Genomic DNA, 25,289 nt, shown 5'->3' with positions numbered 1-25,289 from the left:
CACGCCCCGAACCCGGACGCCGCACAACCCGCCCGTACCAGAAAGGCAGCCCCGTCATGACCGCTCCGCGCCATCTCCGGATCATCACGTCCGCACCGGCGGACCGAGCCGCGGCCCTGGAAGGGCTGGAGCTGCCCCCGCTGCTGGCTGCGGTCAGCGCGCACCGCAGGCTGCGCGGGCCGTACACCGCCGTGGGCACCCTACTGCGCAGCATCGTCCCGGACGCGCTGGAGCGCTGCCCGGAGGCGGTCGCCCGGCACACCATCGAGATCCTCTCCACCACGCCCGAGCTCCGCGCCCTCGTCCCCGCGACCAGGGAGACGCTGACGTCGTTGGCGGTGCCCAGGGAGCGCACCCGCTTCTACTCCAAGGTGCGGACGCTCCGCATGGCCAACGGCCTCGTCGACTTCCTCAACGTGTACCTGCGGGCGCTGGGTGACCAGCCCCGCGCGCTGGTCGTCCACGACGTCCACCACGCCGACCCCACCGACGCCGAGTTCCTGGCCGTACTCTTGCGCCGGATCAACCCCGAGCGCCTCATGGTGGTGGTCACCACGGCGGACGGGCCCCTCCAGGACCCGGCTGACGCCCCGGCGGAAACTCTCGGCGCCGCTGTCGCCGCGTACTGCGCGCAGGTCGACGCACCGGCGTCCGACGCATCCGGCGAGCCGGGCGGACCCGCGCTCGCCGCCCGGTACATCGAGGGCGACGGCACGAGCGACGACCCGGCGCAGTACGCGGCCTACCTGCGACTGCCGCCCGCGGACCGGCAGGCCCGCCACGACCTGCGCCGCCAGGCGCTGGAGGCCGCCGGCGAGCCCTCGCTGCGCCTGGGCGCGGTCGCCTGGCACGCCGAGAACGGGAGCGACCCGGCCGGAGCCGGTGCGGACGTCCTGCGCCACGCGCTCGACCTGTGCATGGACCTCGGCTTCTACCACGCGGTCCTGGACTACGGCGCCCGCGGACGCCGCCTGGTGACGTACGACAGCAACCCCGACCACTGGTGGGCCTTCAGCACCAAGATGACGACCTCGCTGGCCGCCCTCGGCCTCGCCGAGGAGGCACTGGAGCTGTACGACGAGGCCCGCGAGCTCAGCACCTCGCCGTCGGTGCACATGCAGGCCGCGTACGCGACCGCGATGATCTACACCCGTCACCTCGCCGAGGAGAACCGGGACCACGCGCAGGCCCGCCGCTGGATCAACCAGGGGATCGCCTTCGCCGGCCAGCTGCCGGAGCCGAAGGACCGGGCGATGCGCACCGCCTTCTACCGCAACGGCCTGGCCCTCATCGAGATGCACCGAGGGAACCGCGAGGACGCGCTGGCACTGGTGGACACCTGCCTGGCCGACCTCGACGCCGTCCTGGACCCCGACGAGCAGGCCCTGCACCGGTCGGTGCTCCGGCACAACAGGGCCCAGCTGCTCAACGCGCTCGGGCGCACGGACGAGGCCTTCGCCGACTTCAGCGCGGTGATCGCCTGCGACCCCAACTACGCCGAGTACTACCTCGACCGGGGCATGCTGCTGCACCGGCAGGGGCGGCTGGACGAGGCGCTGGCCGACTACGACAAGGCCATCGAGCTCTCCCCGCCCTTCCCTGAGGTCTACTACAACCGGGCCGAGGCGCGCCGCGACTCCGGTGACCTCGCAGGCGCTCTGGCCGACTACGCGTACGTCCTGGACCTGAACCCGTTCATGACGGACGCCCACATCAACCGCAGCGCCGTGCTGGTCGAGCTGGCACAGGACGACCCCGAGGCCGTCGGGCTCGCCCGCGCCGGCGTCGAGGCCGGGCTCACGGTCGCTGTCCACAGCCCGGAGTTGCTCTGCCTCAAGGGTCAACTGCACGAGCTCGAAGGCGAAGCGGAGGAGGCCGCCGCGGCGTACTCGGCGACGCTGGCCGCGGCCGCCGACTACGCGGAGGCCTGGGCCCTGCGCGGCGGGCTTGCACACCAGGCCGGCGACCTGGCCTCGGCCATCGCGGACCTGGAACAGGCCTGCGCGTTGTCCGACGAGCCCGGATTTCGTTTCAACCTGGCGGTGGCCTACCAGGAGGACGCCCGGCACGACCTGGCCGTCAAGCTCCTCGACTCCGTCGTGGCCGAGACGGACGACCTCGACGCCCGGGTACAGCGCGCCAGGAGCCTGATCGCCCTGGGCCGGGCCGAGGACGCGGCGGACGACCTCCGAACCTGCGCCGAGGCCGACCCCTCCCACCTGCCCCGGCTGCGCGAGCTCGCCCCGGACCTGTCCTGGGCTTGACCTGCGGGGCCGAGTCCCGTCCTCGCCAGCGATTCGGCACCTCGCCGGAGAGCACGGGACTCGGGCGCTACCACCCCCAGGGCAGCATGTATCGCGCCGTCAGCCGCACACCCTCACCGACGACACCCTCACCGGCGACGCCGCCACCGACGACACCCACACCGCGCAGTGAACGACCGGGGATGGAATGGTCCGCGGGTCGCCCGCATCGACCGAGGCCGGGCCAGAGACGCAGACGGCCCCGGCCGCCCCTTACGGGTGCCGGGACCATCCTGCCGGCACAGCGTCAGCAGCACATGTGCTGATCTCCGGGGCTGAAGGTTGGAGCGCGCCCTGTTCTTGGCCGGTGTCCCCTTCGATGCCTACGAGCTGCGTCCGCTGCGCCGGCTGCTACGACCGGGCCTTCGAGCCCGGCACGTCGAGCGACATCCGCCCGAACTCCACCAGGTGGGACGGCCGTTCCCTCCCATGGCGGGCACCAGGACCTGTGTTTCGCCTCGGCGGCCGGACCAGGCTGGGATGCTGGGTGCATGCGACGCCCCTACGTTCTCCGGCGACCCGTCCTGCTCCTGGTCTGCTTCGCACCCCTCCTGCTGGCCCTTCTGGCCGCCCTCGCGATCATCCTCTTCGTGCCGTTCGGCGGAGTAGGACAAGGATGATCGCGACCGCAAGCTCGGTCACGGCCATGGTGGCGCAGCTTCGCGCGGATGGTCCGGTGGCTGCGTGCGACGGTGCGTCCCGGGTTCGGCAGGGACCCGGGACGCGCGTCGTGCTACCGGCCGGTTCCTGGAGCCGCGGCTGCTAAGGGCACTGCGGGAGTACCCCGTTGTGGAACAGGCCCGCACTGTCCACGAACGGCGCGAAGGTCCAGGCGACGTTGTAGGTCGGTTCACTGTTGGTGGTGGCGTAGTAGACGGCCCAGGTGCGGTACCACACGTCGCCGTAGCTGCCGACGTCCCCACCTGCGGTCCAGCAGTCGATCTGGACGGCGTCGGGGTTGCCGGCGCGCCAGAACAGGGGTTTGGGAGTCTGCGTCGACCCGTTGCCGGTCCACGGCTTGCTGTAGACGCCGACTCCGTGACCTGTGTTCGTGAGGTAGTCCCACGTCGCGGTGGATGCGTCCGCGTGCGCCGTCCCGGTGGTGAGTATGACGCCGCCTACGGCCATGGCTGCGGCAGTGGCGACAGCTGCTGCTGTGCGCCCGATGCGATGCACCAACGGTTCCCCCTGGAGTGGTTTGAATGCGTACAGTCAGGCAGATTCAAGCGGGTGAACCGATGATCGTCAAGGGCGCGCCCATCCTGTCCGCCCGTCAGCCGCCGGGCGGGACGGCGAAGGGGTCGTAGTCCTCGCGCATGAGGCAGCCGTAGTCCTGCAGCGGCATCTCGTCGTTGAGCACGACCTGCATGCGCCAGCCCGCGGGTGAGAGCCCGTCCGGGCGGTTCTGGGCCCGGTGGCCGGGTGGCCTGCGCCCCGCGACCAGCAGGCCGTCTCCCAGTTGACCGTCATGCTCCACCGGCGCCCAGACGGCGTCGTGTCCCGGCGGCGTACCTCTGGACGGCAACGGCTACATGAGTAGAGTTAACGCTCGTGCAGCGTAACCGGCCTCCTTCACCGCAGACCGTCACCGTCCTGCGGGCGCTGGCCGCCGATCCGTCCCGGTGGCGATACGGCTACGACCTCAGCAGCGAAGTGAACCTCAAATCGGGTTCGCTGTATCCGATCCTGGTCCGGCTGGCCGACCGCGGCCTGCTCGAGACGTCCTGGGAGCCGGGTGTCGGCAGTCGGCCGCCCCGGCACCTCTACCGCCTGACCGGCGCCGGTCGCGACTTCGTGGCCGCCCTGACCGCGGCCCGTTCCGAACGTGGCGCCGCCCACCCCCGTCCTCGTCCGAGTGAGGCGTGATGCCGCTCTTCATCGTGTTCCTGTTGGCGCCGGTCGCCGTGGCGATCGCGGTGTACCGTCGCGACCCGCGTCGACTCCCGGACGGCCCGGGCGAGGACGTGCCGCTGAGGCTGCTGCGCTGGGCGGCCGACCTGCTGTCACCGCAGCGGGCCGAGTGGGGGCAGGCCATGCTCGGCGAACTCGCCCACCTCACCGGGCGGTGGCGACGGATCCGCTTCGCCGCCGGCTGCGTCGGCGCGGCGCTGCTCATGCCGCCCTGGGGCCGGGCCGCCGTGGGTCTGTGGGCGATGGCCGGGATCACCGCGACCACCTTCGCCCTCTACGCAGGGCTCACCGTCCACTACCGGCTCGGTGCCGGCGGCTGGTTCGGCGTGGGCGGCTGGATCGCCCTCGTCGTCGTCCTGCTGATCTGCATCGGGTGCCTGGTCGGTGCCACCGTGCTGCTGCGACGACCAGGGATCGCCCTGCCCGGCCTGGTCGGCGGCCTGTTCGCGGCCACGGTCGGACTCGCACTGGCCGGGTTCGGCGCTGCCGAGCAGGTCACCTACGTCCCGACCGGCTGGCATCGAGGGGTCGCCCTACTCGCGGTCCCCGGAGCCATCGGCGCCGCAGGCACCCTGTGGCGCCGTGATCCGGCCGCGGGGCGCCGGGTCGCACGCCTGGCCGCCTTCAGCGCCGGACTGCTCCAACTGCTCTACGCCACCGTCGCGGTCGCCGTCCTCGGCGGTGGCGGCCCACCCGATCAGGACGGCGGCTTCACCGTGCGCGGCACCGTCAGCGATCGCCTCGGCAACAACATCGTCCACCTCGCGGTCACGACGCTGAGCATCGCCCTGGTCGGCTGGGCCGCCGCCGCCCTCACCGGGCAGCTGGTGCGCCGAGCACCCGCACCCGTCGACGACCCGGTCGGGGAGGCGTGAACCACCCGGCCGCACCCGATCACAGCCGGTCGCCCTCTCGCGCCCGGAGTTCGGCCAACCGTCAGAATGCGTTGGTGTTGGCCGGACTCGCCGTTGCTTAGCCTGCGTTGACCGCTCCACTTGTCGAAGGGCAACGTAGATGAAGCGCGCCTCCAAGACCCTTGTCGCCGCAGCCGTCAGCGGCGTTCTGTCCGGTCTTGTGCTCATTCCCGGTGCGGCGGCGTCCGCCGCCCCGACCGGCCACGGCGGGTCCGGCGACCACCGGGTCCTTCTTCCCGGCCACCTGGTCCTGTCCCGCACCGTGTACACGGCCGGCAGGGACTCGATCGTCCCCGGCGTCACCAAGCTGCCGGCCGGCTGCACGACCGCGTGCGTCACGGCGGTCGCCGACGGCGGCTACCCGGAGGTCTTCAACAACGAGTCGGTGGACGCGAGTTTCGGCGTCTCCTCGCCGATCCTGCTGGACACCCTGACCCCGGGCGGCCGCACGGTCCGCTCGCTCCGGGTCCCGACCGACGTCCGCGGGGACCATCTGGTGACCAGCTTCCCGTCGAAGTCGGAGATCGGTCTCAACCTCTCCACCGACGGACGCGCGCTCACGTTCATGGGCTATGTCGCACCGGTGAACACACCCGACGTGTCCAACTCCAACACTCCCGGTGTCGTGGACCCGAGCAACCCGGTCGGCAGCTCCTACTACCGTGCCGTCGCGGTGCTCCGTGGCAACGGTGCGCTCGGTTACACCGAGACCAACGCCTACAGCGGCAACAACGGGCGCTCGGCGATCCTCGACAGCGCGCACAACCAGCTCTTCATGTCCGGCAACGCCGGCAACGGCGGCAACCCGCAGCCCTTCGGCGTGATCGCCGGCGCCGGCGCGCAGATGGCGACCCCCTCCACGCTGCCCGAGAGCGCACAGCAGGTGGGCCTGCCGACCCCGGCCGGTGGCTTCAGCATCACCCAGCTCGGCGACAAGGCCGACAAGGTCGGCAAGGACACCAACTTCCGCGGGCTGACCGTCCACGACAACGTGGTCTACCTGACCAAGGGCAGCGGCGGGAACGGCGTCAACACCGTCTACTTCATCGACACCACCGGCACCGCCTGCCCGACCGGCGTCGGCCTCCCGGTGCCGGGAGCGCCGCTGCCGACCAAGCCGCTCTCCTACGACCCGGCGACGCTGCCGTCCACGGGCCTGCCGCAGAACATGTGCATCCTCAAGGGCTTCCCCACCGCACTGAAGTCGACCACCTCCTTCCCGTTCGGCGTCTGGTTCGCGAACGACACCACGATGTACGTCGCCGACGAGGGCGACGGCGGCAACGCCTACGACCCGGCCACGAACACCTACACCACCGCCGCCGCGCAGACCGGCGCGGGCCTGCAGAAGTGGGTGCTCCGCGACGGGGCGTGGACGCCGGCGTACACGATCCAGAACGGGCTCGACCTCGGCACGCCGTACCGGGTCTCCTGCTATCCGACCGGTGACAACGCCGCCACCGGCCTGCCCTGGGCGCCGGCCACGGACGGCCTGCGCACCATCACCGGCAAGGTCGACGCCGACGGGACCGTGACCGTCTGGGGCGTCACCTCCACCGTCTCCGGCGCCACCGACGAGGGCGCGGACCCCAACCGCCTGGTCCGGGTGACCGACCACCTCGACGCGACCACCGCGACGGGCGACACCTTCCAGACCCTGCGCACGGCCCGGTCCGGCGAAGCCCTGCGTGGCATCGCGTACGTTCCCGGCGACTGATCCGATCTCCCCTCGGCGCAGGGCCGGCCCGCCTCGGGCCGGCCCTGCGCCCGGGTTTCCGGCCTCCGTCATCGCCACCCGGGGCAGCGGTGAGGGAGCCCCGCCGGTTGTCCGGTCCGGCGATCCCCTAGGGTGTCTACATGGCTGTAGACGTTCCGAGTTCGTCGACCCATGGTGGTGACGGCGGCGGTGCCCGCCACACGGCATGCCCGGTGTCGACCGGTACGCAGCCGCGGGCCCGAGCCGTTCCGGAGCGTCCACGCGGCGGAGCGCGTGCCCCTCGGGGTTCCCTCAGCCGGGCCCTGATCATCGATCACGTCCTGCAGTTCCTGGACGCGAACGGGCTGGCGGCGTTCTCCATGCGCGCGCTGGCCGCGGAACTGGGCGTGGGCACCATGGCGCTCTACACCCACTTCCCCAGCAAGGACGAACTGCTGCGCTCCGCGCTGGACCACGCGCTGGCCGACTGCGTGCCGCCGGCCACCGGCGGCAGCTGGGACCAGCAGCTGCGCGCCGCCTGGACCGCGCTGTACCAGCTGTTCACCAGCAGACCCGCCGTGCTGGACCTCCTGCGGGACGCAGCCGGCCGCGACGAGGTGACGGACGCCGCGACGGACGCACTGGACCGGATGCTGGGCCTGCTGTCCGCAGCAGGACTCCAGCAGGCCGACGCTGCACGCGCCTACGGGACCCTGGCCCGCTTCACCATCGGATCGGCGCTGCGCGAGAACCACCTCGCCGCACGTCCCGACACACTGGCCTCCCTCCGCGACCGCGTCGCCCATCCGCCCGAGAACCGACCCCACCTCGCCCAACTGGCCCCGATGCTGCTGGACTGCGCCCAGGACAGCCCCGGCCAGTACCAGTACGGACTCGACCTCATCCTGGCCGGCCTGCGCGAACGACGACCGCCGAACGAGAGGTCCGACGTCGCCTGAGACCCCGCTGCTCCGGCCGATGACACAGCCTCCGACAGTCTCCGCGGGACGGCCCACCGGCCACCGCGGCGGCGCCGATGTCAGCGGCTTCGATCCACCCGGCCCGCGCGGCCCGCAACCGTGCAGGACACCTTCCTTCACCGCCTTCGCCCTCATCCTCATCCTGCCCGTCTGGAGTAACTCGATGAACAGCACCGCCCGCCACCGTCAGGGCTCCGGCACCGGAGAAGTGGCGCTGCGCGTCCCCGGTATCGTCGCCGCGTTCTGGATCGCCAAGGGTTTGTCGACGGCACTGGGCGAGGGTGCCTCCGACTACCTGGTCCAGGCCATGGTGCCGCAGATCGCCGTCGTCCTCGGGTTCCTGGCCTTCGTCGCGGCCCTGGCACTGCAGTTCCGGATGCGCCGCTACCGGGCGTGGACCTACTGGCTCGCCGTCGCGATGGTGGGCATTTTCGGCACCATGGCCGCCGACGTCATGCACGTCGCCCTCGGCGTCCCGTACACCGCCTCGAGCCTGTTGTACGCCCTGCTGCTCGCGGGTGTGTTCTGGCTGTGGCGGCGCACCGAGGGCACCCTGTCCATCCACAGCATCGACACCCCGCGACGGGAGGCGTTCTACTGGGCCACCGTCGTGGCGACCTTCGCGATGGGCACCGCGCTGGGCGACTTCACGGCCTTCACGCTCCACCTGGGTTACTTCGCCTCCGCCGGGATCTTCGCCGCGCTGATCCTCGTCCCTGCCCTGGGACACCGCCTGCTGGGCTGGAACCCGGTCTTCTGTTTCTGGGCCGCCTACGTCATCACGCGTCCGCTGGGGGCCTCCCTCGCCGACGGTTTCGCCAAGCCGCACTCCAGTGGCGGCCTGGGGTTCGGGGACGCGCCCGTGGTCCTCGGTCTCACCGCGCTGATCGTCGGCGTGGTCGCCTACCTGGCCGTCACCAGGATCGACGTGCAGCCCGCCGAGCGTCCCGCGCCGCTGCCGCAGCCCGAGCACGCCCGTTGACTGTCGATCCGGTTGGGGTTGTCAACCGGCAGTCCGCACGCGAGGGGTGGGACGGCGGTGGGGGCTCGTCGAACGCGGCACGTCCCGCCGGAGCCTGCATCGCCCGTACCCGTGCGATGCAGGACTCCACCGGCGAACGGCTCTGCTCAGCGCAGGTCCGCGAGAAGGGCGGTGAGTTCGGTCTCCTGCTGGGCGGCCGACATCGGCGGGTTCGAGTGGTCGATGCCGAAGGTCTTCAGGACCTTGTCCATCTGGGCGTCGACGGAGGTCCAGCCGGTGTTGTCCAGCGGCTGGAGCGAGTCCTGGTCGGCGTCCCACAGGTCGCGCAGCGACTGGGCGGCCGCGTGGGCCCCCTTGGAGTTGCCGGACCTGGCGTCCGTGAGCGAGGTGGTGGCCAGCGTCCGCAGGGCCGCGACCTTGGCGGCGGGGAACTTCGCGACCGCCTGGCCCGGGGGCAGCTGGACGGCCACGGTGGTGTCGGTCTCCGGCGCCGGGCCGACATGCGGCCGGCCGTGGGCCCAGACCAGCAGGGCTGCGGTGGCGGCGGCCAGTGCCACAAAGCCGCCCAGCGCGACGCGCTCCCTGCCCGGGTTCGCCGTGAGGTGTTCGGGGTGGGTCGCCTCCCAGGTCTCGGTCACATCGGAGCGGGTCACGGTCAGGTAGACCACGGTGGCCAGGATCAGACCGAGGAAGATCAGGCTGGTGGTGAAGGTGCCCAGCGCGAGGCCGGTCGGGTCGCCGGGGTTCTGGGCGACCTTCGGGGAGGCGAGCCAGTCGCCGATGTTGGCGCCGAGCGGGCGGGTCAGGATGTAGGCGAGCCAGAAGGACAGCACCGGGTTGGCGCCGAACCGCCACAGCGCCGTGATCGCCGCGATCAGGCCGAGCGGCAGCAGCACCGAGACGCCGGGGCTCCAGCCGGTCAGCTCCAGCGTCCAGTCGCCGGTCGCGGTGCCGAGCGCGAAGGTGACCAGGACCGTGAGCCAGTAGAACGACTCGCGGGAGAACGTGGTGACCGAGTGGATCGACAACGTGCGCTCACGCGTCCACCACACGCCGAAGACCACGGCGAGCAGGACCGAGAAGACCGCGGCGCTGATCCACAGCGGCACGTTCAGCTGGTCGGTCAGGATGTCGGTGTACAGGGTGCCGGTGACGCTGACGACGACCACGGTCAGCCAGTAAGGGAACGGCACGTACCGCCTCAGGCGCAGCTGGACGGCCAGCACCACCACGAAGACCGCGGTGAAGATCCAGGCCGTGTTCACCAGGCCGACGCCCAGCTGCATGTTGATCCAGTCGGCGAAGCTCTCGCCGACCGTCGTGCACAGGACCTTGATCACCCAGAACCAGACGGTGACCTCGGGAACCTTGTTGAGCATGAGACGCCCGCTGCGTTGGCGTGCGTGAGTTGCCGTTGTCATGCAGGGAGGTTCGCGCGAGGAACCTGCACACAACCTGACTACGTGGAGACCCGAGCCGCGGGGAGCGTCACCTCGACGTGGCCGCGGCCCTCCGTGACGGCACGCACCTCCACGCCCGCGGAGGCGGCGATGCGCCGGACGACGGGCAGCCCCAGTCCGTAACCGTCGCCGCCGGTCATGCCCACTTCGAAGACCTGGTCGACCTGCTCGGGGTCGAACCCGGGGCCGTCGTCCAGGACGTCGACCACGATCGCCCCGCCCTCGTGGCGCGCGGCGACCCGGACCCGCGACCTCGCATGCCGCAGCGCGTTGTCCAGCAGGGGCGACAACAGAGCCACGGCCACGTCCGGTCCCACGGCGGCCGTCATCCGGGCGGGTACGGCGAGCTCGACCTCACGGCCGGCGACCGCGTGCCGGAGGGCGGACCGCAGGTCGCACTGCGCGTCGGCGGCCGTCCGGGCCCGCGCCGCCTGCAGGAGGGCCGTGACCGCCGCATCGAGCCGGTCGACCTCTCCGAGCACCGCCTCCGGCGCCAGGGGCTGGCCGGACATCTGGGCCAGCTGGGCCTCGCCCCGCAGGACGGTGAGCGGCGTCCGCAGCTCGTGGGCGATCTCGTCGGTGAGCCTGCGCTCGTCGGCCAGCGCCGTCTCGACCCGTTCGAGCAGGCGGTCCAGCGTCTGCCCCAGCTCCCCGAACTCGTCGCGGGGTGCGCCGAGGTCGAAGCGCCGCCCGGGCTCGTGATGACCCCACTCGTCCGCGAGCGCGGCCATCTCGTGGACGACCCGCAGCGCACGCCGCACCACGAGGTGTGCCACACCGCCCGCGAGGAGGACCGCGAGGCCGCCCAGGACCAGCGACAGGGTCAGGCTGCGCCGCTCGGAGGTCTCGTAGGGCGTGAGATCCACCCGGACGATCACCATGGCCTGGTGTCCGTCGACCGGCAGGGCCCGGGCGTAGAGCAGGTAGTTCCCGACGACGCCGGTCTGCGATCTGCCCGAGCGGGCGAGCGCGTCGACGCTCTCGGCGACGCTTCCCGGCACGTTCCCGTCGACCAGGCGGCCGTCGGCGTACACCCAGGCGACCTCGTCCAGCGCCTCGCTGCTGTCGGTGAGGACCACCTGGCCCGCGCGGGTGGTGACGTTCGCCGCGACCGCCTCGGCGCGGGTGCGGGCCAGGTCGTGCGCGTCGGTGTCCGTGACCCGGCTCAGCAGCACGTGGGAGACCACGACGAGTATCGCGACCACGGCCGTGGCGATCAGCACCGTGAGGGCGACGACCCTGGCCCGGAAACCGGTCACTGCCATCGGTACCCCACGCCGCGGACCGTCGCCAGGCGCTCGGCCACGCCCAGCGGCTGGAGCTTGGTCCGCAGCCGGCGCACATAGGAGTCGAGGGTGTTGTCGCTGACCTGTGCGCCGTGCGGCCAACCTGCCGCGATCAGGGCGTGGCGGCGGACCGTGTCGCCCTGTGAGGAGATGAGGCGGCCCAGCAGCCGGAACTCGGTCGGTGTGAGGCTCTCACTGACCGGGCCGTGGGTCACCACGTGCCTGGCCGGATCGAGGGCCACTTCCTGCGGGGCGGGAGGCGCGGTCGCCCGGCGCAGCAGGGCGCGGACGCGGACCAGCAGCTCCGGGATGTCGAAGGGCTTGGTCATGTAGTCGTCGGCGCCGGCCTCGAAGCCGCCGACCTTGTGGTGCAGACCGTCCAGGGCGGTGAGCATGAGCACCGGCGCGTCGATGCCGCGCGCGCGAAGCGCCAGGCAGACGTCGCGGCCGTCGGCGTCCGGCAGCCCGAGGTCCAGCACGACCAACTGCGGCGCCGGATCCAGCTGCCGCAGCAGGCCGTCCGCCGTGGCGGCGCAGGCGACGGTGTGGCCGTCATGCTCCAGGGCACGCCGCAGGACGCCGCGCACCGCCGCGTCGTCCTCGCACACCACAACAAAAGCCACGAGGTGACCCTAGATACTCGGGCCCCGATTCTCCACCTGCGCTGATCAGCAGCCCGACGTGGAAAGACGGCGGTCGGCGCCCGCGGAGCGGGCAACACGGGGCCACCTGGGACCTCGAGGACGGTGCCGCTGTTCCCTTCGGGCGACTACGCCCGGGTACGGGCGTGGCCGTCGCGCGCCCCGGCTACAGACGGTGTGGTGGGCCTGGTCCCGGTGCCCGCCCGTAGACGGATGCGAAGGGAATGATCCGTGACTGAGCAGCATGTACTTCTGGCCGGCAGCGAGCGGCCCGTCAAGCACGACGCCCGGCGGGTGCGGGACGCCGGAGCCAAGGACAGTGTCAGCGTGACCGTCTCGCTGCGCGGGGCGGGCCTGGACGAGAACCCCGAGCAGCGGCGCGCGGACGCCGACAAGACGAAGGCCGTGCTGGAGCGGTTCGGCCTGCGAAGCTCGGACGAGAGCAAGATTCCGCAGGGCAGCCTCGGTATGACCGGCACGGTCGAGGCCATGAACAAGGCCTTCCAGACCGATCTGGGGATCTACCACAGCGATCGGCAGGGTGACTTCCGCGGGCGTGAGGGCGAGCTGAAGATCCCCGCCGACCTCCAGGGCATCGTGACCGGGGTCTTCGGCCTGGACCAGCGACGGATGGCCCGGCGGGCCTCGTTCACCGGACACGGGGCGTTCGGATCGCTCAGCCCTGCCGACCTGGAGCAGCGGTACAACTTCCCGGGCGGCGACGGTGGCGGGCAGCACGTCGCGATCGCCGAGTTCGGCGGCGGCTACCTCGACGCCGACACCGAGGCCTTCACCGCCAAGCACCACCTGCCGCAGGCCCAGGTCGACGTCGTGGAGCTCGGCTACACCCCGCCGCGCTCGTGGCAGGAGATCCAGCAGATGCCGCGTCAGGATCAGCAGGCGGTGATGGAGGTCCTGCCGGAGGTGATGATGGACGTGCAGATCGTCGCCGGCCTCGTCCCGGCAGCACAGATCTCCGTCTACTTCACGAACTGGGACCAGAAGGGCTGGATCGACCTGCTCGACCAGGCCCTGGCCGACAAGCCGGTGGCCCTGTCGATCAGCTACGGACTGCCCGAGGACGACCCCGACTGGGCGGATGTCGCGATCGCCGAAATCGAGAAGCGGCTGTCCGCTGCCGCGCAGTTGGGCATCACGGTGTGTGTGTCCTCGGGTGACGACGGCTCGGGCGACCAGATGAGCGACGGCCGTTGCCACGTCAACTACCCCGCCGCCAGCCCGTCGACGCTCGCCGTGGGCGGAACGATGATCAACGGTGGCGACGAGGAGGCCTGGTGGGTGGCGCCCGGCGACCGCGCCGGGCGCGGCGGCGCCACCGGTGGTGGCGTCAGCGTCCTGTTCGACCGTCCCGATTGGCAGCACAACGTCCGAGTGCAGACGCTGAACCCCGGCGCCAAGGCAGGTCGAGTGGTCCCCGATGTGGCCGCGCTGGCCGGCCCGCCGTACTACGACCTGATCCTGCACGGCCGCCCCAGGCCCAACGGCGGCACCAGCGCCTCCGCCCCGCTGTGGGCCGCCCTCATCACACGGATCAACGCCCAGCTCCCGGCAGCGAAGCGGCAGCGGTTCCTGACGCCCCTGCTCTACCAGAACGGCGCGAGCGCCGCGATGCTCGACATCGGCGTCGGCCACGACAACGCCTCCTTCCCCCAGCCCGGCGTGGGCTACGCGGTCCAGAAGGGATACGACGCCTGCACCGGCCTGGGCGTCCCCGACGGCACAGCCCTTCTCGCCGCACTCCAGTAGGGATCCCACAGAACCGCTCCAGGGAGTCGGGCGCCGCCCACGCGCGCCGCCCGCTCCCCTCGGCCGCAGGCCGCCGGTCACCCACTGGGCGAGTGCGGTCGCGAGTGCGTTCAGAAGCGGATGATGTTCCGGTCCAGGGGCATCTGGTGCCGGTGGGGTCCGGCGAAGGGTGACGGGCTGACCGGGAGCACGCCGGTGGGCTGCAGGCCCAGGTTGTCGTCCCAGATCCTGGGCCGCACCCGACCGAGCAGGTCGAAGCCGCGGAAGGCCCGGGGCCACTTCCAGGGTGACGTGGTTGCCCGAGCCCTCGCCGGTGCCTTCGCTCGGCGATCCCACCGGGTTCGCGGCTTCCGCGAGCGTGGCGCCGCTCAGTGACGCCGGCGTGGGGTGGTTGCGGGCGTCGAGGAGGGTGACCCGGTCGAGCCGGATGCGGAGCTCGGGTACCACGGCGTTGGTGACGAACAGTTCGTAGGAGAGGTGGATCCTCCCGTCCACGGCCTCCACCGGGGCGGGTGTGGTGATCAGGGAGGCCGTGAGCGGGGTGAACGCGGTATTCGCACGCATCCTCAGCCGGATGGGCGGCAGGGCAGACGCCTTCCGGCCTGGTGCCGGGCATGACCCTCGCGGTGAGCCATGGCGTGCACGGACGGCGGCACCGGCGAGGGGCGGCCCCGGTGTGTCAGCACCAGGGTCTACGCTCCCCCTCACCTACGAGTTCCGGGAAGATCCGATGTTTGACGACGATCACGATGACGATGACTTCGAGTGCGCGTACATGCCCGCGCTGAGCGCGGCCCTGGCCGATCCGTCCGAGGAACCGCGGACGGTCGACGGCTGGCGGATCGAGCGGCTCGGCCTGATCCAGGGGTCCGGCGACCACGGGACGATCTATGACCCGCTGGGGCCGGAGAGCGGCGGCTTCCCCATGCGGCCCGGTGGCACCCCGGTCTACCTGGTCTCCCGCGACGACGCTCCCGGGGTGCCGGTGGCGGTCCTGGTGCACCCCGGCGACACCGTCCCGGTCCGAACGGAGGACTGGGGTGAACGAGTGATGACCCCGTCCGGACTGGCGGTGATACACGCGAATCCCAGCCGAAACTGGATCCAGCCGGGCACCGGGATACTGAAGCGCGCCTGGGCCACCCTGCATGCGCGAGCGGCCGGGGGCGACAGTTGGAGACTGGACAACCTTCGCGAGATGCTCCAGCGTGCGTCGGTGGACCCGGCCGACTGGGCGGTAGAGCCGGTCGAGGGCGACTTTGCCAACGAGTGGCTGATGATCCCGGACGAGGACGGCAGCGGCACCGTCCTAGGCGTCATGGCCAACCCGGACGGCTCCAACACGACCGAATGCCTTGATGCCGAGGGCAACACCGTCGCGATCCTGCTCACCTTCGACTAGCAGGCCACGCCGGCCCCTTGCAGGCGAACGACGCGTCATGGGCTGTCGGTGGGTTCGTCGATCGGCCAGGCGATTTCCATGCGGGTGTTCGGGTCGTCCGGGATTCCGGTCCAGCGTCGGTAGATCATCCGAACCGGGCCCGCGAAAGCGAAGCCGTGCTCGGCGATCCAGTTGGCGACGGTGTCGTACGCACCGAGGATCTGCGGGAAGCCGGCGGCGGCTCCCTCCACCTCCGTGCAGGCGAGGGTGGACTCGGGGAGCTCACGCACGGTCATGCCCTCGGGCAGGTCCGTGGGTTGCGCGCCCTTCGTCCAGAAGGGCAGGCACGCCTCCACGAGGGTCTCGTTCTCGTCGTCGCACACTCCGTGGAAACGAACGAAGGCGGGCCCGGCGAAGGTGAGCGGTCCGCGGCCGGCGACTTCGTACATCTCGCGGTAGGAGCCACGGAGGAAGGCCTCCAGCCCGGCGTTGTCCACGCTCGCTGCACGGACGAGGATCCGTTCGGCGACTCCTGGACGAACGGTGACGCGGTGGGTCATCTCGGCTCCTTCGGTCAGTCGACTCAACAGGCTGTGGACCACGGAGCGCTGCACGTCCAGCCGTCGTTCGGCTGCCCGCAGGTGTTCCCGCACTGCGGCGACCAGCTCTGCCTCGTCGCCGCTGAGCAGACGACGCACCTCCTCGACAGGGATGTCCAGCTGCCGCAGCGCCCTGATCGACTGCGCCGTCCGCACCTGGTCACGCTGGAAGTAGCGGTAGCCGCTCACCGGATCGACGAACGTCGGCACGAGCACGCCGCAGGCGTCGTAGTGCCGGAGTGCGGTCACCGAGAGGCCACTGGCCTGCGAGAACTGCCCGATCGGCAGCAGGTTTCTCCTGTCCACAGCTCTGACTGTGCCGTCTCGCGCCACCCGAGAGTCAAGTCCGCGCGGAGTCGCCGGCGTGCAGGGCGAGTCGGGTCGATCCGGTTCGCGCGGACTGTGTGCCCCTGGGGCGACGAAGGTTGCGGATGCGCGATGGCCCCCCGGTCCGCGCCCGCGTGGCCCAGGGGAAGGACTTTGCGTCTACGCGAGCGCGGGCGGCCGAACATGTGTCGTCGCGGACAGTGTGGGAAGCCGCCCAATGGACCACGGCGAGCCGTGGTCGCCATCGTTGGAGGCCGTCATGCTGTACGAGCTGCGTGAGCAGTACGTCACCCCGCAGGATTGTGAACCCGACGGGCTGTGGCACATCGTCGAGGCAGGCCGGCTGGTCGCCCTGTGCGGGCACACCGTCGACACGAAGGCGGCGGCCCGAATGCTGGCGGAGCTGGCGGACATCGACCCGGATTGCTGCTGCGACCCGTGCGAGCAGATCCACCGGGGCGCGGCCGGCCGGGCGTTGAACGAGAAATGGCGGAAGCAGGAAGGCGGGCGGTAGCAACGCTGCGGGAACGATGCGCTTGGTCCTGCACCGCTTCCGCATGGAAAAAAATTCGGCATGCTCCACGATGCGCGTGCCTCTCACTCGATTCAGCGATCCCGCGCCGGGCTGTACCGGCGCGCCGCGGAGCTGGTCGGCGGCCCGCAGGTGCTCAGATCCTGCCGGATCGGACTTCACACGCACTGCTGGCGCGCCGTCATCGTCTACCCCCGCGGGGTCACCCACGGGCTCGTCCACGTGCCTTGCCTGTGCACGGCTGACGGTTGCCCGTGTGCGAACCCGGCCGACGCGACAGTCAGTTGACCGGAAGGCACGGGCAACTTTTCCGCACCCCCGAGTCCGAGGACGCCGGGCCGGGTCACACCGTCATCGCCGCTACGCCCGCGCCGAGATCGCCGTGCTGCGCGAAGGCGGCCCGCTGCCGGTCCGCGCCGTTGCCCTCGGCCCACAGCTGCGCCAGGCGTTCCGCGGCCCACGTCTCTCACGCTCGCGTGCCACGGATGACCACCACTTCCTCCTCCTGTCGGCCTGGTCGGGCAAGTCCCTGACTTCGAACCAGTCGGCGCGGGAACGCACCACCGGTCCGTACGGCTGCCGGGTCCGGGCGACGATGTCGGCGCGCAGCCCGGCGCCGAACTTCCTGGCATGTCGAGCGTCGGCCGACTGGCTACGCGCTCGGCGCCCCGGAGGCAGGGTCGGTTCACCCTGCCTCTCGCCACGGACTTCCGTGCGTCGGGAGACTTCTCACGGCATGTGGCGCACGACGTGCCCTTGCCGAAGACGGCCCAGGAGGCGAGCGAGTGGGCGGCGGCCTGCGGATACGCGCAGGTCGAATCGCGCATCCATGTCCTGGGCACGCGTCGTGTCGTCGTGACTTCTGCGTCGAGCCCCGGACGAAAGAGTGACGGCCGTCATGGCGTCGCCGGCGGCGAGTTGCGCCTCCAGGGACATACCGAGCGCGTGCACGGCGACGAAGGCCACCACCAGGACCACGCAGAGGCCCATGAAGAGGCGGGAGGCGGTGAAGTTGGACGCGTGCTCGGAGAGATGTTCGAACGCGCCACGACCGTCCCGGTCCGATGGATGTCTGACCCGCATGTGACGCGACTACCCGCAGGCCGGGGAGGCACGCACACGACCTGCGGCGCCGGACCTCGACCCGTGGCGAGGAAGGTACCCGACGCGGGTCTGGCCTGGAGGGAGCCAGCGGCGGCCGTCTTCGGGATCGCCGGGCCGTGGGACGTGGAGCAGCCCGCCGTGATGGCCCGGGCGGGCGGTCTGACTTCCTTTCCGCGGATCCTGTCGGGCACCCCGCGGACCGCGTTGCGAGGATCCCGGAACGGCGTAGCGTGAAGGCGCGGGCCGCCGATCCCTCGCCGACCTCCGCCGCACCCGTGAGCGGCGTCGCCAGGAAGGTCGGGAAGGCGCGATGACCGCCGCATTGTTCGAGGAGTCGACCACAGGACTGCTGAAGGTGGACATCCACCGGGTGGGAGCGGTGGTGGTGTGCCGCATGACGGGGGACCTGTACCTCGACACGCTCTCGCAGGCCGAACACGCCCTGGAAGCGGCAGCAGCCGACCTGCCGCCTCTCTTGTGCGTGGACATGCACCAGGCCCAGATGTGTGACGCCACCGGCTTGGGCCTCCTGCTGCGCCTGAGCGTCCGGGTGCCGCTGGCGGTGGTCGACCCCAGCCATCAGGTCACCCGGGTCCTGCAACTGAGCGAGGTGTCCCTGGCCTTGCGTGTCTTCCCCACGGTCGATGATGCCATCGAGGCGCTCCACCGCATGGATCAGGGGAACGGGCCGGCTAGCTCAAACGCCAGCATCCACTCGGCTGCGCTGGATGCGGGTGCGCGCTCGTCGGCACCATCCGCGCGTCGCCGTCGCCACTGATCTCGACGCGCACGCCGCCCGTCTCGTCGCGGTACACCTGCCGCCCCGACGCGGCGACCTCGCAGGTCGCGTGTACCTCGACGACGTCGTCCGTGTCGCCGCCGGTGGAGAATGCCAGCCTGTATCTCGCCTGATCCATGGCAGGCGACTACCCGGCCGACGCGCGGCAAACCGCCGTCCTGGCTCCGGAGCCCGGCTGGTACGTAGTGCCGCGGCTGGATCGAACGCAGGAACGAATTTCAGACGGGGAGGCCTTGCCGCTGGGGCGAGCGCGGCCCCGCTCGGCGGATACGGCGGCCGCTGGGAGCAGGTGCTGCGCCCCTCCGGGGGCGACGCGACCCCGTCGTCGGGACTTGCCGGGCTGGGCGACGGCAAGAAAATCCGCACCAGGGGCGAGTGTGCGTTCGGTTTGCGGGTACGAGCGGAGCAACCGGCTTGGGTTCATCTTGGATCCCGCCGGGCCTGCCGATCTCCGTGACCGCGCTCTCGGGAGCCGCCCGACCGCACGCGACGGCGCCATGACCCCGGATCAACAGGGCTGCGGCCAGTGGGCGGAAGGCATGGTCATGACCTCCACCGATGCTGCCCGCCTGCGCGCGCCCGGCCCGCCCGGGGCCGCCATCACCTGTACGAAAACCGTCTTCGGCGCAGTCGCCTGCCGTGTTGACGGCGACCTGGACATCGAGTCCGCTCCCGTCATCTCCCGGGCGTTGCGCGACGCCGTGGGCCAGGTGCAACGACCGGGCGAGCTGTTCGTCGACCTGGGCAGCGTCTCGTACTTCGGTGCGGCAGGCGTGACCACCCTGCTGAGACTGCGTGAGGCCGCTGTGGCTGCGCGGGTGCCGCTGGTACTCGTCGCCCCCAGCCCCATGGTCCGTCGTGTTCTGGAGATGACCGCCACCTGCCGGCTGTTCACCATCGTGTCCAGATTGCAGGCCGTGGAAGCTCACTGACGTTCCATCAGTGCCCGCGCGCTCCGCCGGACCGGCTCAGTTCCAGCAGGCGGACAGGAGGGTCCTCGGCACCGTCCGGGTGTCCTGCCGGGAAGCCTCGGACGGCCCGTACGCGGGTCGGGGCTCGGCAGCATTCGGGGTGCGGGACGGCCGGGGTCTCCGCTCGGCCACAGGCCATGCCAGCCCGGCAGCATGGGTACGGCAGGCCGACGGTCAGCCACTGATCATGTTCTGGTTGGGGACCTGGCGCAGGTACAGGGCGCCGCAGACGCGACACACCGGCTCCTCGGTGGGCCGAGTCGGGTCGCCTCGGCGCGGCCTGATCGATTTCGACGCCGCACAGAGCGGTCAGGGAGTCGTCCTTGGTTACGTGCCGGGTGGCGACGGTCTCGTCGCGACCGATCTCGGCGCGCAATCCGTACACGTTCACGGGCAGCCCTTCCTGCGGGAGTGATCTCGCGGCCCACGGCGACTGGGCGCGCCTGAGCTCGCGGCTACCCCGGCAGGGACCGCGAAACCCCGTGGCATTCACCCCCGGCGGATGCTGCGCCCCTCAGCGGGTAGCCGCCCGACGACCCCCAGCGGGCCACCCGGACCAGGAGGAGGAGCGTGAACAGCCACGACCCCGACCGTGACCTGGCGCCGGAGGGAAGCGGCGACGTGCCGCGCCTCGGCGTCGAGGAGGAGTTCCTGCTGCTCGACCCGGAATCCGGCAGGCCTCTCGCCCGCGCCGCCGACGTCCGTCGACGGTCCCGCCTGTACCCGGCCCTCGGGCCGGACGAGGTGCAGCACGAGCTGCTGATGGCGCAACTGGAGCTGGCCACTCCCGTATGCCGGACCCTGCCCGAGGTGGCGGGACATCTGCTGAGGATGCGCTGCACGCTGGCCGAGGCAGCCAGAGACGACGGCTGCGTCCTGACCGCCTGCGCGGCCGCTCCCTTCCCCGACGGCGCCTGGGCGGTTCCCGTGACCGACAAGCCCCGCTACCAGCGCATGCGCAAAGAAGCACCCTTGTTGACGGACGAACAGCTCATCAACGGCCAACACGTCCACGTCGAGGTCCGCGACGAGCAGGCCCGGATCGAGGCGCTGAACCGGGTGCGGCCGTGGCTGCCACTCCTGCTGGCCCTGTCGGCCGGCTCACCGCTGTGGCGCGGCCGCGACACCGGATTCGCCAGCTGGCGCTACTTCGTCAACGACCGCTGGCCCGTGAGTGGTGTTCCGCCTCTCTTCCATGACGTCGAGGAGTACCGACGCCGCACCGATGAACTGGTCAGCCGGGGGATGGTTGCGGACACGCGGCAGCTGTACTGGCTGGCCCGTCCCTCGGCGCACTACCCGACCCTCGAGGTCCGGGCCTGCGACGTACAGATCGCACCCGAGGACGCGGTGATGCTGGCGGGACTCGTCCGCGCCCTGGTCATGACCGTCCTCGCCGAGGCGGACGCCGGAGTGCCCGTGCCCGAGCCGGCTCCCGAGCTCCTGCCGGCCGCGGTCTGGCACGCCGCTCGCCATGGACTGACCGGCGACCTGCACGATCCCCGGGACCTGCGCCCCCGTCCTGCGGCGACGGTCGTGCGCGCAGTCCTGGACCATCTGGAACCCGCCCTGCGTCGGTCGGGTGACCACGAGCAGGTCCGGTCGGCGGTGGAACGTGTGCTCAGGGAAGGCAACGGGGCCGTGCGCCTGCGCGGCACGCTCGAAGCCGCGGGGTGGCCGGCCGTCCTGTCCTTCCTCACCGGGCGCAGCGATGGCTTGCAGGACGGCACTGGGCACCCGCGCGTTCGGCGAAGCCTCGCGCCGTAGCGCCGAGTGAGTCGGCGTGTGCGGGGCCGAGCGGGGCCGAATGCGGTGTCTTCCGGCGCGCCCGACGTGAGCCGGCGGGCCACGCTGAGACGGTGGGAACCGGGTCGCGCGTGCGGTCCGGTCTCCCGCTACCGGTCCGGGTGCCCTCTTGCGGGTACGCGCTGAGTGCGATCAGGGCTGTTCGATGCCGACGTCGGACTGAAAGGACGGGACAGGTGGTCGGAGCGCGTCGAGGAGAGCGAGCGGGAGCGGAGCGCCGCCGCGCGTGGCGGGGACAGGCCGCGGCCGGGGACCGCAGGGGCAGTTCCGGGACCGTGCTGCGGTACCGGCCCCGGACGGTCGCCGGACGAACCCCGCGCCCCGACCCCGGAGTGCCTGCCTCCCTGCGGGCGGCCGCCGGCTGGGCCTGGCGGCTGCTGGTCCTCGGCGTGGTGGCCTATGCCGTGTTCACCTTGCTGGAGCGGTTCCAGTCGGTGGTCATCGCCGTCTTCCTCGGTCTGGTCATCACGGCGCTCCTGCGTCCGGTGGCGGACCGCTTCGGGCAGGTCATGCCGCGTGCACCCGCGGTGCTGTGCGCCTTCGTGCTGGTCGCGCTGGCACTGGCCGGGGCACTGACCGGCCTGGCGTTCCTGATCGCACATCAGGCGCCCGCGGTGGGTTCTCAGTTCGACAAGGGCATCGGCCGGCTCGAGCACTGGCTGGAGGGCTCTCCCTGGCACGTGCGGCCCGGCGCACTCACCGGTCTGCAAAAGAAGATCAACTCGTTCGTCAGCGCCCACCGCTCCACGTTGCTGCAGAGCGCCCTGTCCGGAGCCACCCGTGCGGTCGAGATCCTGACCATCTCCGCGCTGGGGCTGTTCTGCTCGATCTTCTTCGTCCACTCCGGCGAACGCATGTGGGACTTCCTCGGTGCGCAGCTGCCGCCGACCAGACGGGACGGATGGCTGCGCGGCGGACAGGCCGCCTGGCGGACCCTGTCCGGCTACATCCGCGGCATCATCGTCGTCGCCGCCACCAACGCGGTCCTGGTCGGCATCGCCCTGTTCATCCTGCGGGTGCCGCTCGCCGCGCCGCTGGCCGTGCTGGAGTTCGTCGCCGCGTTCGTTCCGCTCATCGGCTCCCCGGTCGCCCTCGCGGTGGCCAGCGCGGTCGCCCTGGCCACTCAGGGCCCGATCACCGCCGTCATCGTGCTGGCGCTGATCGTGGTGATCGGTCAGATCGAGGGGCACGTGCTCCACCCGCTCATCATGAGCTGGGCCGTCAGCCTCCACCCCGTCGTCATCGCGATCAGCGTCATCGCCGGCAGCATCGCCCTCGGCATCGTCGGCGCGGTTCTCGCGGTCCCGGCCGTCTCCGTCGTCTGGGCCGTCATCCAGGCCCTTCGCGGGCCCCGCGCCGACCAGGACGCCGCCTGATCGAGCTCGGTCGCGCCTGCCGCGGACACGGCTGGGCAGCGCTCGTCGTTCGCACTCCAACGGCATGGTTCCTCTGGCCCGGATCAGGTGTACCGGTCGCGAGCCAGGGCAGGCGCGGAAGGCCCGGCCCTGGCCGACGAACCAGCCTCGAGCCCATCGCACGGACCAAGGAGCATCGGCATGGCGAGTGAACACTCCGGCCGCACGGCGCAGCGCGACACCTCCCTGGCACCGCCGGTCGCCGACCGCGTCGGCTGGGACCCAGTGGATGTGCGGGCCGTGGACACGGTGCGGCTGCTGGCCGCGGACGCGGTCCAGAAGGTCGGAAACGGCCACCCCGGCACGGCGATGAGTCTGGCGCCCCTGGCCCACCTGCTGTTCCAGAACGTCATGCGGCACGACCCGAACGACGACCAGTGGCTGGGACGGGACCGGTTCGTGCTCTCCTGCGGCCATTCCAGCCTCACCCTGTACATCCAGCTCTACCTGACCGGCTACGGCGTGGAGCTCTCGGACCTGCAGGCCCTGCGCACCTGGGGCTCCGCGACCCCCGGGCATCCGGAGCACCGGCACACCCGTGGGGTAGAGATCACCACCGGCCCGCTGGGCCAGGGGTTCGCCGCGGCCGTCGGCATGGCGATGGCGGCGCGCCGCGAACGCGGTCTGCTCGACCCCGACGCCGACCGCGGCAGCAGCCCGTTCGACCACCACGTCTACGTCATCGCCTCCGACGGCGACATGATGGAAGGCGTCTCCGCCGAGGCCGCCTCCCTGGCCGGACATCAGGAACTGGGCGACCTCGTCGTCTTCTACGACTCCAACCACATCTCCATCGAGGACGACACCGACGTCTCCTTCAGCGAGGACGTTCCGGCCCGGTTCGCCGCCTACGGCTGGCACGTCCAGACCGTGGACTGGACGCACACCGGCTCCTACGTCGAGGACGTCGACGCCCTGATGTCCGCGATCGAGGACGCCCGGGCGGAGACCGGCCGACCCTCACTGATCATGCTGCGCACCCTCATCGGCTGGCCGGCCCCCACCAAACAGAACACCGGAAAGGCCCACGGCTCCGCGCTCGGCGAGGACGAGATCGCCGCCACCAAGACCCTGCTGGGCTTCGACCCCGCCCAGTACTTCACCGTCGAGGACGATGTCCTGGCCCGCACCCGGCAGGCGGCCGAACGCGGCCGCCGGGCCCATGCCGCCTGGGACGCATCCTTCACTGCATGGCGCGAGGCCCAGCCCGAGCGCGCCGCGCTGCTGGACCGCTTGCAGGCGCAGCGCCTGCCCGAGGGGTGGGCCGAGGCCCTCCCCGAGTTTCCCGCCGACGCCAAGGGCATGGCCACCCGCGCCGCCTCGGGCGAGGTGCTGTCCGCCCTGGCCGCCGTGCTGCCGGAACTCTGGGGCGGCTCGGCGGACCTGGCCGGCAGCAACAACACCACCATGGACGGTGAGCCGTCCTTCGTGCCGACCGGACGGCAGACCGCGGAGTGGAAGGGCAGCCCGTACGGCCGCACCCTGCACTTCGGCATCCGCGAGCACGCCATGGCCGCGATCCTCAACGGCATCGCCCTGCAGAGCCTGACCCGCCCCTACGGCGGCACCTTCCTGACCTTCTCCGACTACATGCGCCCGGCGATACGGCTGGCCGCCCTGATGAAACTGCCCGCCACCTACGTCTGGACCCACGACTCCATCGGCCTGGGCGAGGACGGCCCCACCCACCAACCCGTCGAACACCTTGCCGCGCTCCGCGCCATCCCCGGCCTGGACGTGGTCCGGCCCGCCGACGCCAACGAGACCACCGCCTGCTGGCGTACCGTCCTGGAGCACACCGATCGACCTGCCGGCCTGGTCCTGTCGCGGCAGAACCTGCCCGTCCTGGATCGCAAGGGCTCCGGGTACGCCCCGGCCCGGGAGGCGTCGCGCGGCGGCTACATCCTTGCCGACGCCGCGGACGGCGCCGACCCCGAGGTGATCCTGGTCGCCACCGGCTCCGAGGTCCACATCGCCCTGGAGGCGCGCGACATCCTGACGGCGGAGGGCCTGGCGGCCCGCGTGGTCTCGATGCCGTGCCGGGAGTGGTTCGCCGCCCAGCCCGAGGATTATCGGGACCGGGTGCTGCCGCCCTCCGTCCGTGCCAGGGTCAGCGTCGAGGCGGCGGTGGGGCAGGGCTGGCGCGAAGTCGTCGGCGACGCCGGACGTATCGTCAGCCTGGAACACTACGGCGCCTCCGCCGACTACCAGCGCCTGTACACCGAGTTCGGCATCACCGCCGACGCGGTGGCCGCTGCCGCCCGCGACAGCATCGACCAGGCGGCTCGACCGGTCCCCGACGCCCGGCAGGCCGTCGGATAGACCGCGGGTCGCGGGACCGCCCCGGCCCGTCGGCCTCGCACGCTGCGCCTGCTGACCACCGTAGGACTCCACCAGGCCTTCGCCATCACCTGA

At 71.5% G+C, this 25,289-nt stretch carries 24 protein-coding genes; 15 read left to right on the top strand and 9 right to left on the bottom strand.

Annotation, left to right across the window (positions count from 1 at the left end; genetic code table 11):
- Window positions 1-56: 56 nt before the first annotated feature.
- Window positions 57-2,264, top strand: a complete 2,208-nt coding sequence (locus BS83_RS48405; RefSeq protein ID WP_051944161.1) for a tetratricopeptide repeat protein — start codon at window positions 57-59, stop codon at window positions 2,262-2,264.
- 530 nt (window positions 2,265-2,794) lie between these two features.
- A complete protein-coding gene (locus tag BS83_RS48400; protein WP_269664871.1) occupies window positions 2,795-2,923 on the top strand; it encodes a hypothetical protein in 129 nt (42 codons plus the stop codon).
- A gap of 142 nt (window positions 2,924-3,065) precedes the next feature.
- Here BS83_RS48400 and BS83_RS42255 read toward each other — a convergent pair whose 3' ends face one another.
- Window positions 3,066-3,479: a hypothetical protein gene (locus BS83_RS42255; RefSeq protein WP_157597346.1), complete on the bottom strand. Its 414-nt coding sequence runs from the start codon at window positions 3,477-3,479 to the stop codon at window positions 3,066-3,068.
- A 97-nt stretch (window positions 3,480-3,576) separates the two neighbouring features.
- Window positions 3,577-3,780, bottom strand: coding sequence for a hypothetical protein (locus BS83_RS28075; protein ID WP_037606242.1), 204 nt, complete (start codon window positions 3,778-3,780; stop codon window positions 3,577-3,579).
- Window positions 3,781-3,854: 74 nt separating this feature from the next.
- On the opposite strand from BS83_RS28075, the gene BS83_RS28070 reads away from it, so the two are divergent.
- The 5 genes from BS83_RS28070 to BS83_RS28050 all read left to right on the top strand — a co-directional run bounded on the left by BS83_RS28070 (window position 3,855) and on the right by BS83_RS28050 (window position 8,786).
- Entirely contained in the window at window positions 3,855-4,169 is a 315-nt protein-coding gene (locus tag BS83_RS28070; protein WP_037606241.1) for a PadR family transcriptional regulator, read from the top strand.
- A complete protein-coding gene (locus BS83_RS28065; protein WP_037606240.1) occupies window positions 4,169-5,089 on the top strand; it encodes a hypothetical protein in 921 nt (306 codons plus the stop codon). Before BS83_RS28070 ends, BS83_RS28065 begins: the two co-directional genes overlap by 1 nt.
- A 139-nt stretch (window positions 5,090-5,228) precedes the next feature.
- Window positions 5,229-6,845 (top strand): hypothetical protein, encoded by a 1,617-nt coding sequence (locus tag BS83_RS28060; RefSeq protein ID WP_037610008.1) that lies wholly within the window; start codon window positions 5,229-5,231, stop codon window positions 6,843-6,845.
- Between the two features lie 140 nt (window positions 6,846-6,985).
- A complete protein-coding gene (locus tag BS83_RS42250; protein ID WP_084714213.1) occupies window positions 6,986-7,783 on the top strand; it encodes a TetR/AcrR family transcriptional regulator in 798 nt (265 codons plus the stop codon).
- Between the two features lie 184 nt (window positions 7,784-7,967).
- Entirely contained in the window at window positions 7,968-8,786 is an 819-nt protein-coding gene (locus tag BS83_RS28050; RefSeq protein ID WP_051944155.1) for a COG4705 family protein, read from the top strand.
- Window positions 8,787-8,932: 146 nt separating this feature from the next.
- Here the strand turns inward: BS83_RS28050 and BS83_RS28045 are convergent, their stop codons facing one another.
- The 3 genes from BS83_RS28045 to BS83_RS28035 are packed head-to-tail and all read right to left on the bottom strand — an operon-like array spanning window position 8,933 to window position 12,155.
- Entirely contained in the window at window positions 8,933-10,207 is a 1,275-nt protein-coding gene (locus BS83_RS28045; RefSeq protein ID WP_037606239.1) for a COG4705 family protein, read from the bottom strand.
- A 38-nt stretch (window positions 10,208-10,245) separates the two neighbouring features.
- A complete protein-coding gene (locus BS83_RS28040; RefSeq protein WP_037606238.1) occupies window positions 10,246-11,511 on the bottom strand; it encodes a sensor histidine kinase in 1,266 nt (421 codons plus the stop codon).
- The gene (locus BS83_RS28035; RefSeq protein ID WP_037606237.1) at window positions 11,502-12,155 is read right to left on the bottom strand and encodes a response regulator transcription factor; all 654 of its coding nucleotides are present in this window, start codon (window positions 12,153-12,155) and stop codon (window positions 11,502-11,504) included. The genes BS83_RS28040 and BS83_RS28035 overlap by 10 nt, the downstream gene beginning before the upstream one ends.
- A 249-nt stretch (window positions 12,156-12,404) precedes the next feature.
- Between BS83_RS28035 and BS83_RS28030 the strand changes: the two genes are divergently transcribed.
- Window positions 12,405-13,940, top strand: a complete 1,536-nt coding sequence (locus BS83_RS28030; RefSeq protein ID WP_051944153.1) for a S53 family peptidase — start codon at window positions 12,405-12,407, stop codon at window positions 13,938-13,940.
- Window positions 13,941-14,050: 110 nt separating this feature from the next.
- Here the strand turns inward: BS83_RS28030 and BS83_RS48395 are convergent, their stop codons facing one another.
- On the bottom strand, window positions 14,051-14,179 hold the full coding sequence (locus BS83_RS48395; RefSeq protein ID WP_269664870.1) for a hypothetical protein: 129 nt from the start codon (window positions 14,177-14,179) through the stop codon (window positions 14,051-14,053).
- A gap of 491 nt (window positions 14,180-14,670) precedes the next feature.
- Between BS83_RS48395 and BS83_RS28025 the strand changes: the two genes are divergently transcribed.
- A complete protein-coding gene (locus BS83_RS28025) occupies window positions 14,671-15,342 on the top strand; it encodes a hypothetical protein (RefSeq protein ID WP_037606236.1) in 672 nt (223 codons plus the stop codon).
- A gap of 35 nt (window positions 15,343-15,377) precedes the next feature.
- On the opposite strand, the gene BS83_RS28020 is transcribed toward BS83_RS28025, so the two are convergent.
- On the bottom strand, window positions 15,378-16,226 hold the full coding sequence (locus BS83_RS28020) for a MerR family transcriptional regulator (RefSeq protein ID WP_037606234.1): 849 nt from the start codon (window positions 16,224-16,226) through the stop codon (window positions 15,378-15,380).
- Between the two features lie 280 nt (window positions 16,227-16,506).
- Here BS83_RS28020 and BS83_RS28015 point away from each other — a divergent pair, with 280 nt between their 5' ends.
- Window positions 16,507-16,761: a hypothetical protein gene (locus BS83_RS28015; RefSeq protein ID WP_157597345.1), complete on the top strand. Its 255-nt coding sequence runs from the start codon at window positions 16,507-16,509 to the stop codon at window positions 16,759-16,761.
- 747 nt (window positions 16,762-17,508) lie between these two features.
- Here the strand turns inward: BS83_RS28015 and BS83_RS42245 are convergent.
- Window positions 17,509-17,862, bottom strand: coding sequence for a hypothetical protein (locus BS83_RS42245; protein WP_051944152.1), 354 nt, complete (start codon window positions 17,860-17,862; stop codon window positions 17,509-17,511).
- Between the two features lie 331 nt (window positions 17,863-18,193).
- On the opposite strand from BS83_RS42245, the gene BS83_RS28005 reads away from it, so the two are divergent.
- Window positions 18,194-18,661, top strand: a complete 468-nt coding sequence (locus BS83_RS28005; protein ID WP_037606231.1) for an STAS domain-containing protein — start codon at window positions 18,194-18,196, stop codon at window positions 18,659-18,661.
- Here BS83_RS28005 and BS83_RS47860 read toward each other — a convergent pair.
- Window positions 18,576-18,800, bottom strand: a complete 225-nt coding sequence (locus tag BS83_RS47860) for a DUF6296 family protein (protein ID WP_232248509.1) — start codon at window positions 18,798-18,800, stop codon at window positions 18,576-18,578. The genes BS83_RS28005 and BS83_RS47860 overlap by 86 nt on opposite strands.
- Window positions 18,801-19,221: 421 nt before the next feature.
- Here BS83_RS47860 and BS83_RS46690 point away from each other — a divergent pair, with 421 nt between their 5' ends.
- The 4 genes from BS83_RS46690 to tkt all read left to right on the top strand — a co-directional run bounded on the left by BS83_RS46690 (window position 19,222) and on the right by tkt (window position 25,196).
- Window positions 19,222-19,614 carry an STAS domain-containing protein gene (locus tag BS83_RS46690; RefSeq protein ID WP_198035314.1) on the top strand — a complete coding sequence of 131 codons (393 nt, stop codon included), beginning with the start codon at window positions 19,222-19,224 and terminating at the stop codon, window positions 19,612-19,614.
- 609 nt (window positions 19,615-20,223) lie between these two features.
- On the top strand, window positions 20,224-21,420 hold the full coding sequence (locus tag BS83_RS27990) for a carboxylate-amine ligase (RefSeq protein WP_232248508.1): 1,197 nt from the start codon (window positions 20,224-20,226) through the stop codon (window positions 21,418-21,420).
- A gap of 371 nt (window positions 21,421-21,791) precedes the next feature.
- Window positions 21,792-22,835, top strand: a complete 1,044-nt coding sequence (locus BS83_RS27985) for an AI-2E family transporter (RefSeq protein ID WP_037606225.1) — start codon at window positions 21,792-21,794, stop codon at window positions 22,833-22,835.
- 180 nt (window positions 22,836-23,015) lie between these two features.
- Window positions 23,016-25,196 carry a transketolase gene (gene tkt / locus BS83_RS27980; protein ID WP_037606224.1) on the top strand — a complete coding sequence of 727 codons (2,181 nt, stop codon included), beginning with the start codon at window positions 23,016-23,018 and terminating at the stop codon, window positions 25,194-25,196.
- The last annotated feature ends 93 nt before the right edge of the window (window positions 25,197-25,289 follow it).

The organism is Streptacidiphilus rugosus AM-16 (assembly GCF_000744655.1).
Lineage (GTDB): Bacteria > Actinomycetota > Actinomycetes > Streptomycetales > Streptomycetaceae > Streptacidiphilus > Streptacidiphilus rugosus.
The sequence above is the reverse complement of the archived record's forward strand: the minus strand, read 5'-3'. Positions and strand labels throughout refer to the sequence as shown.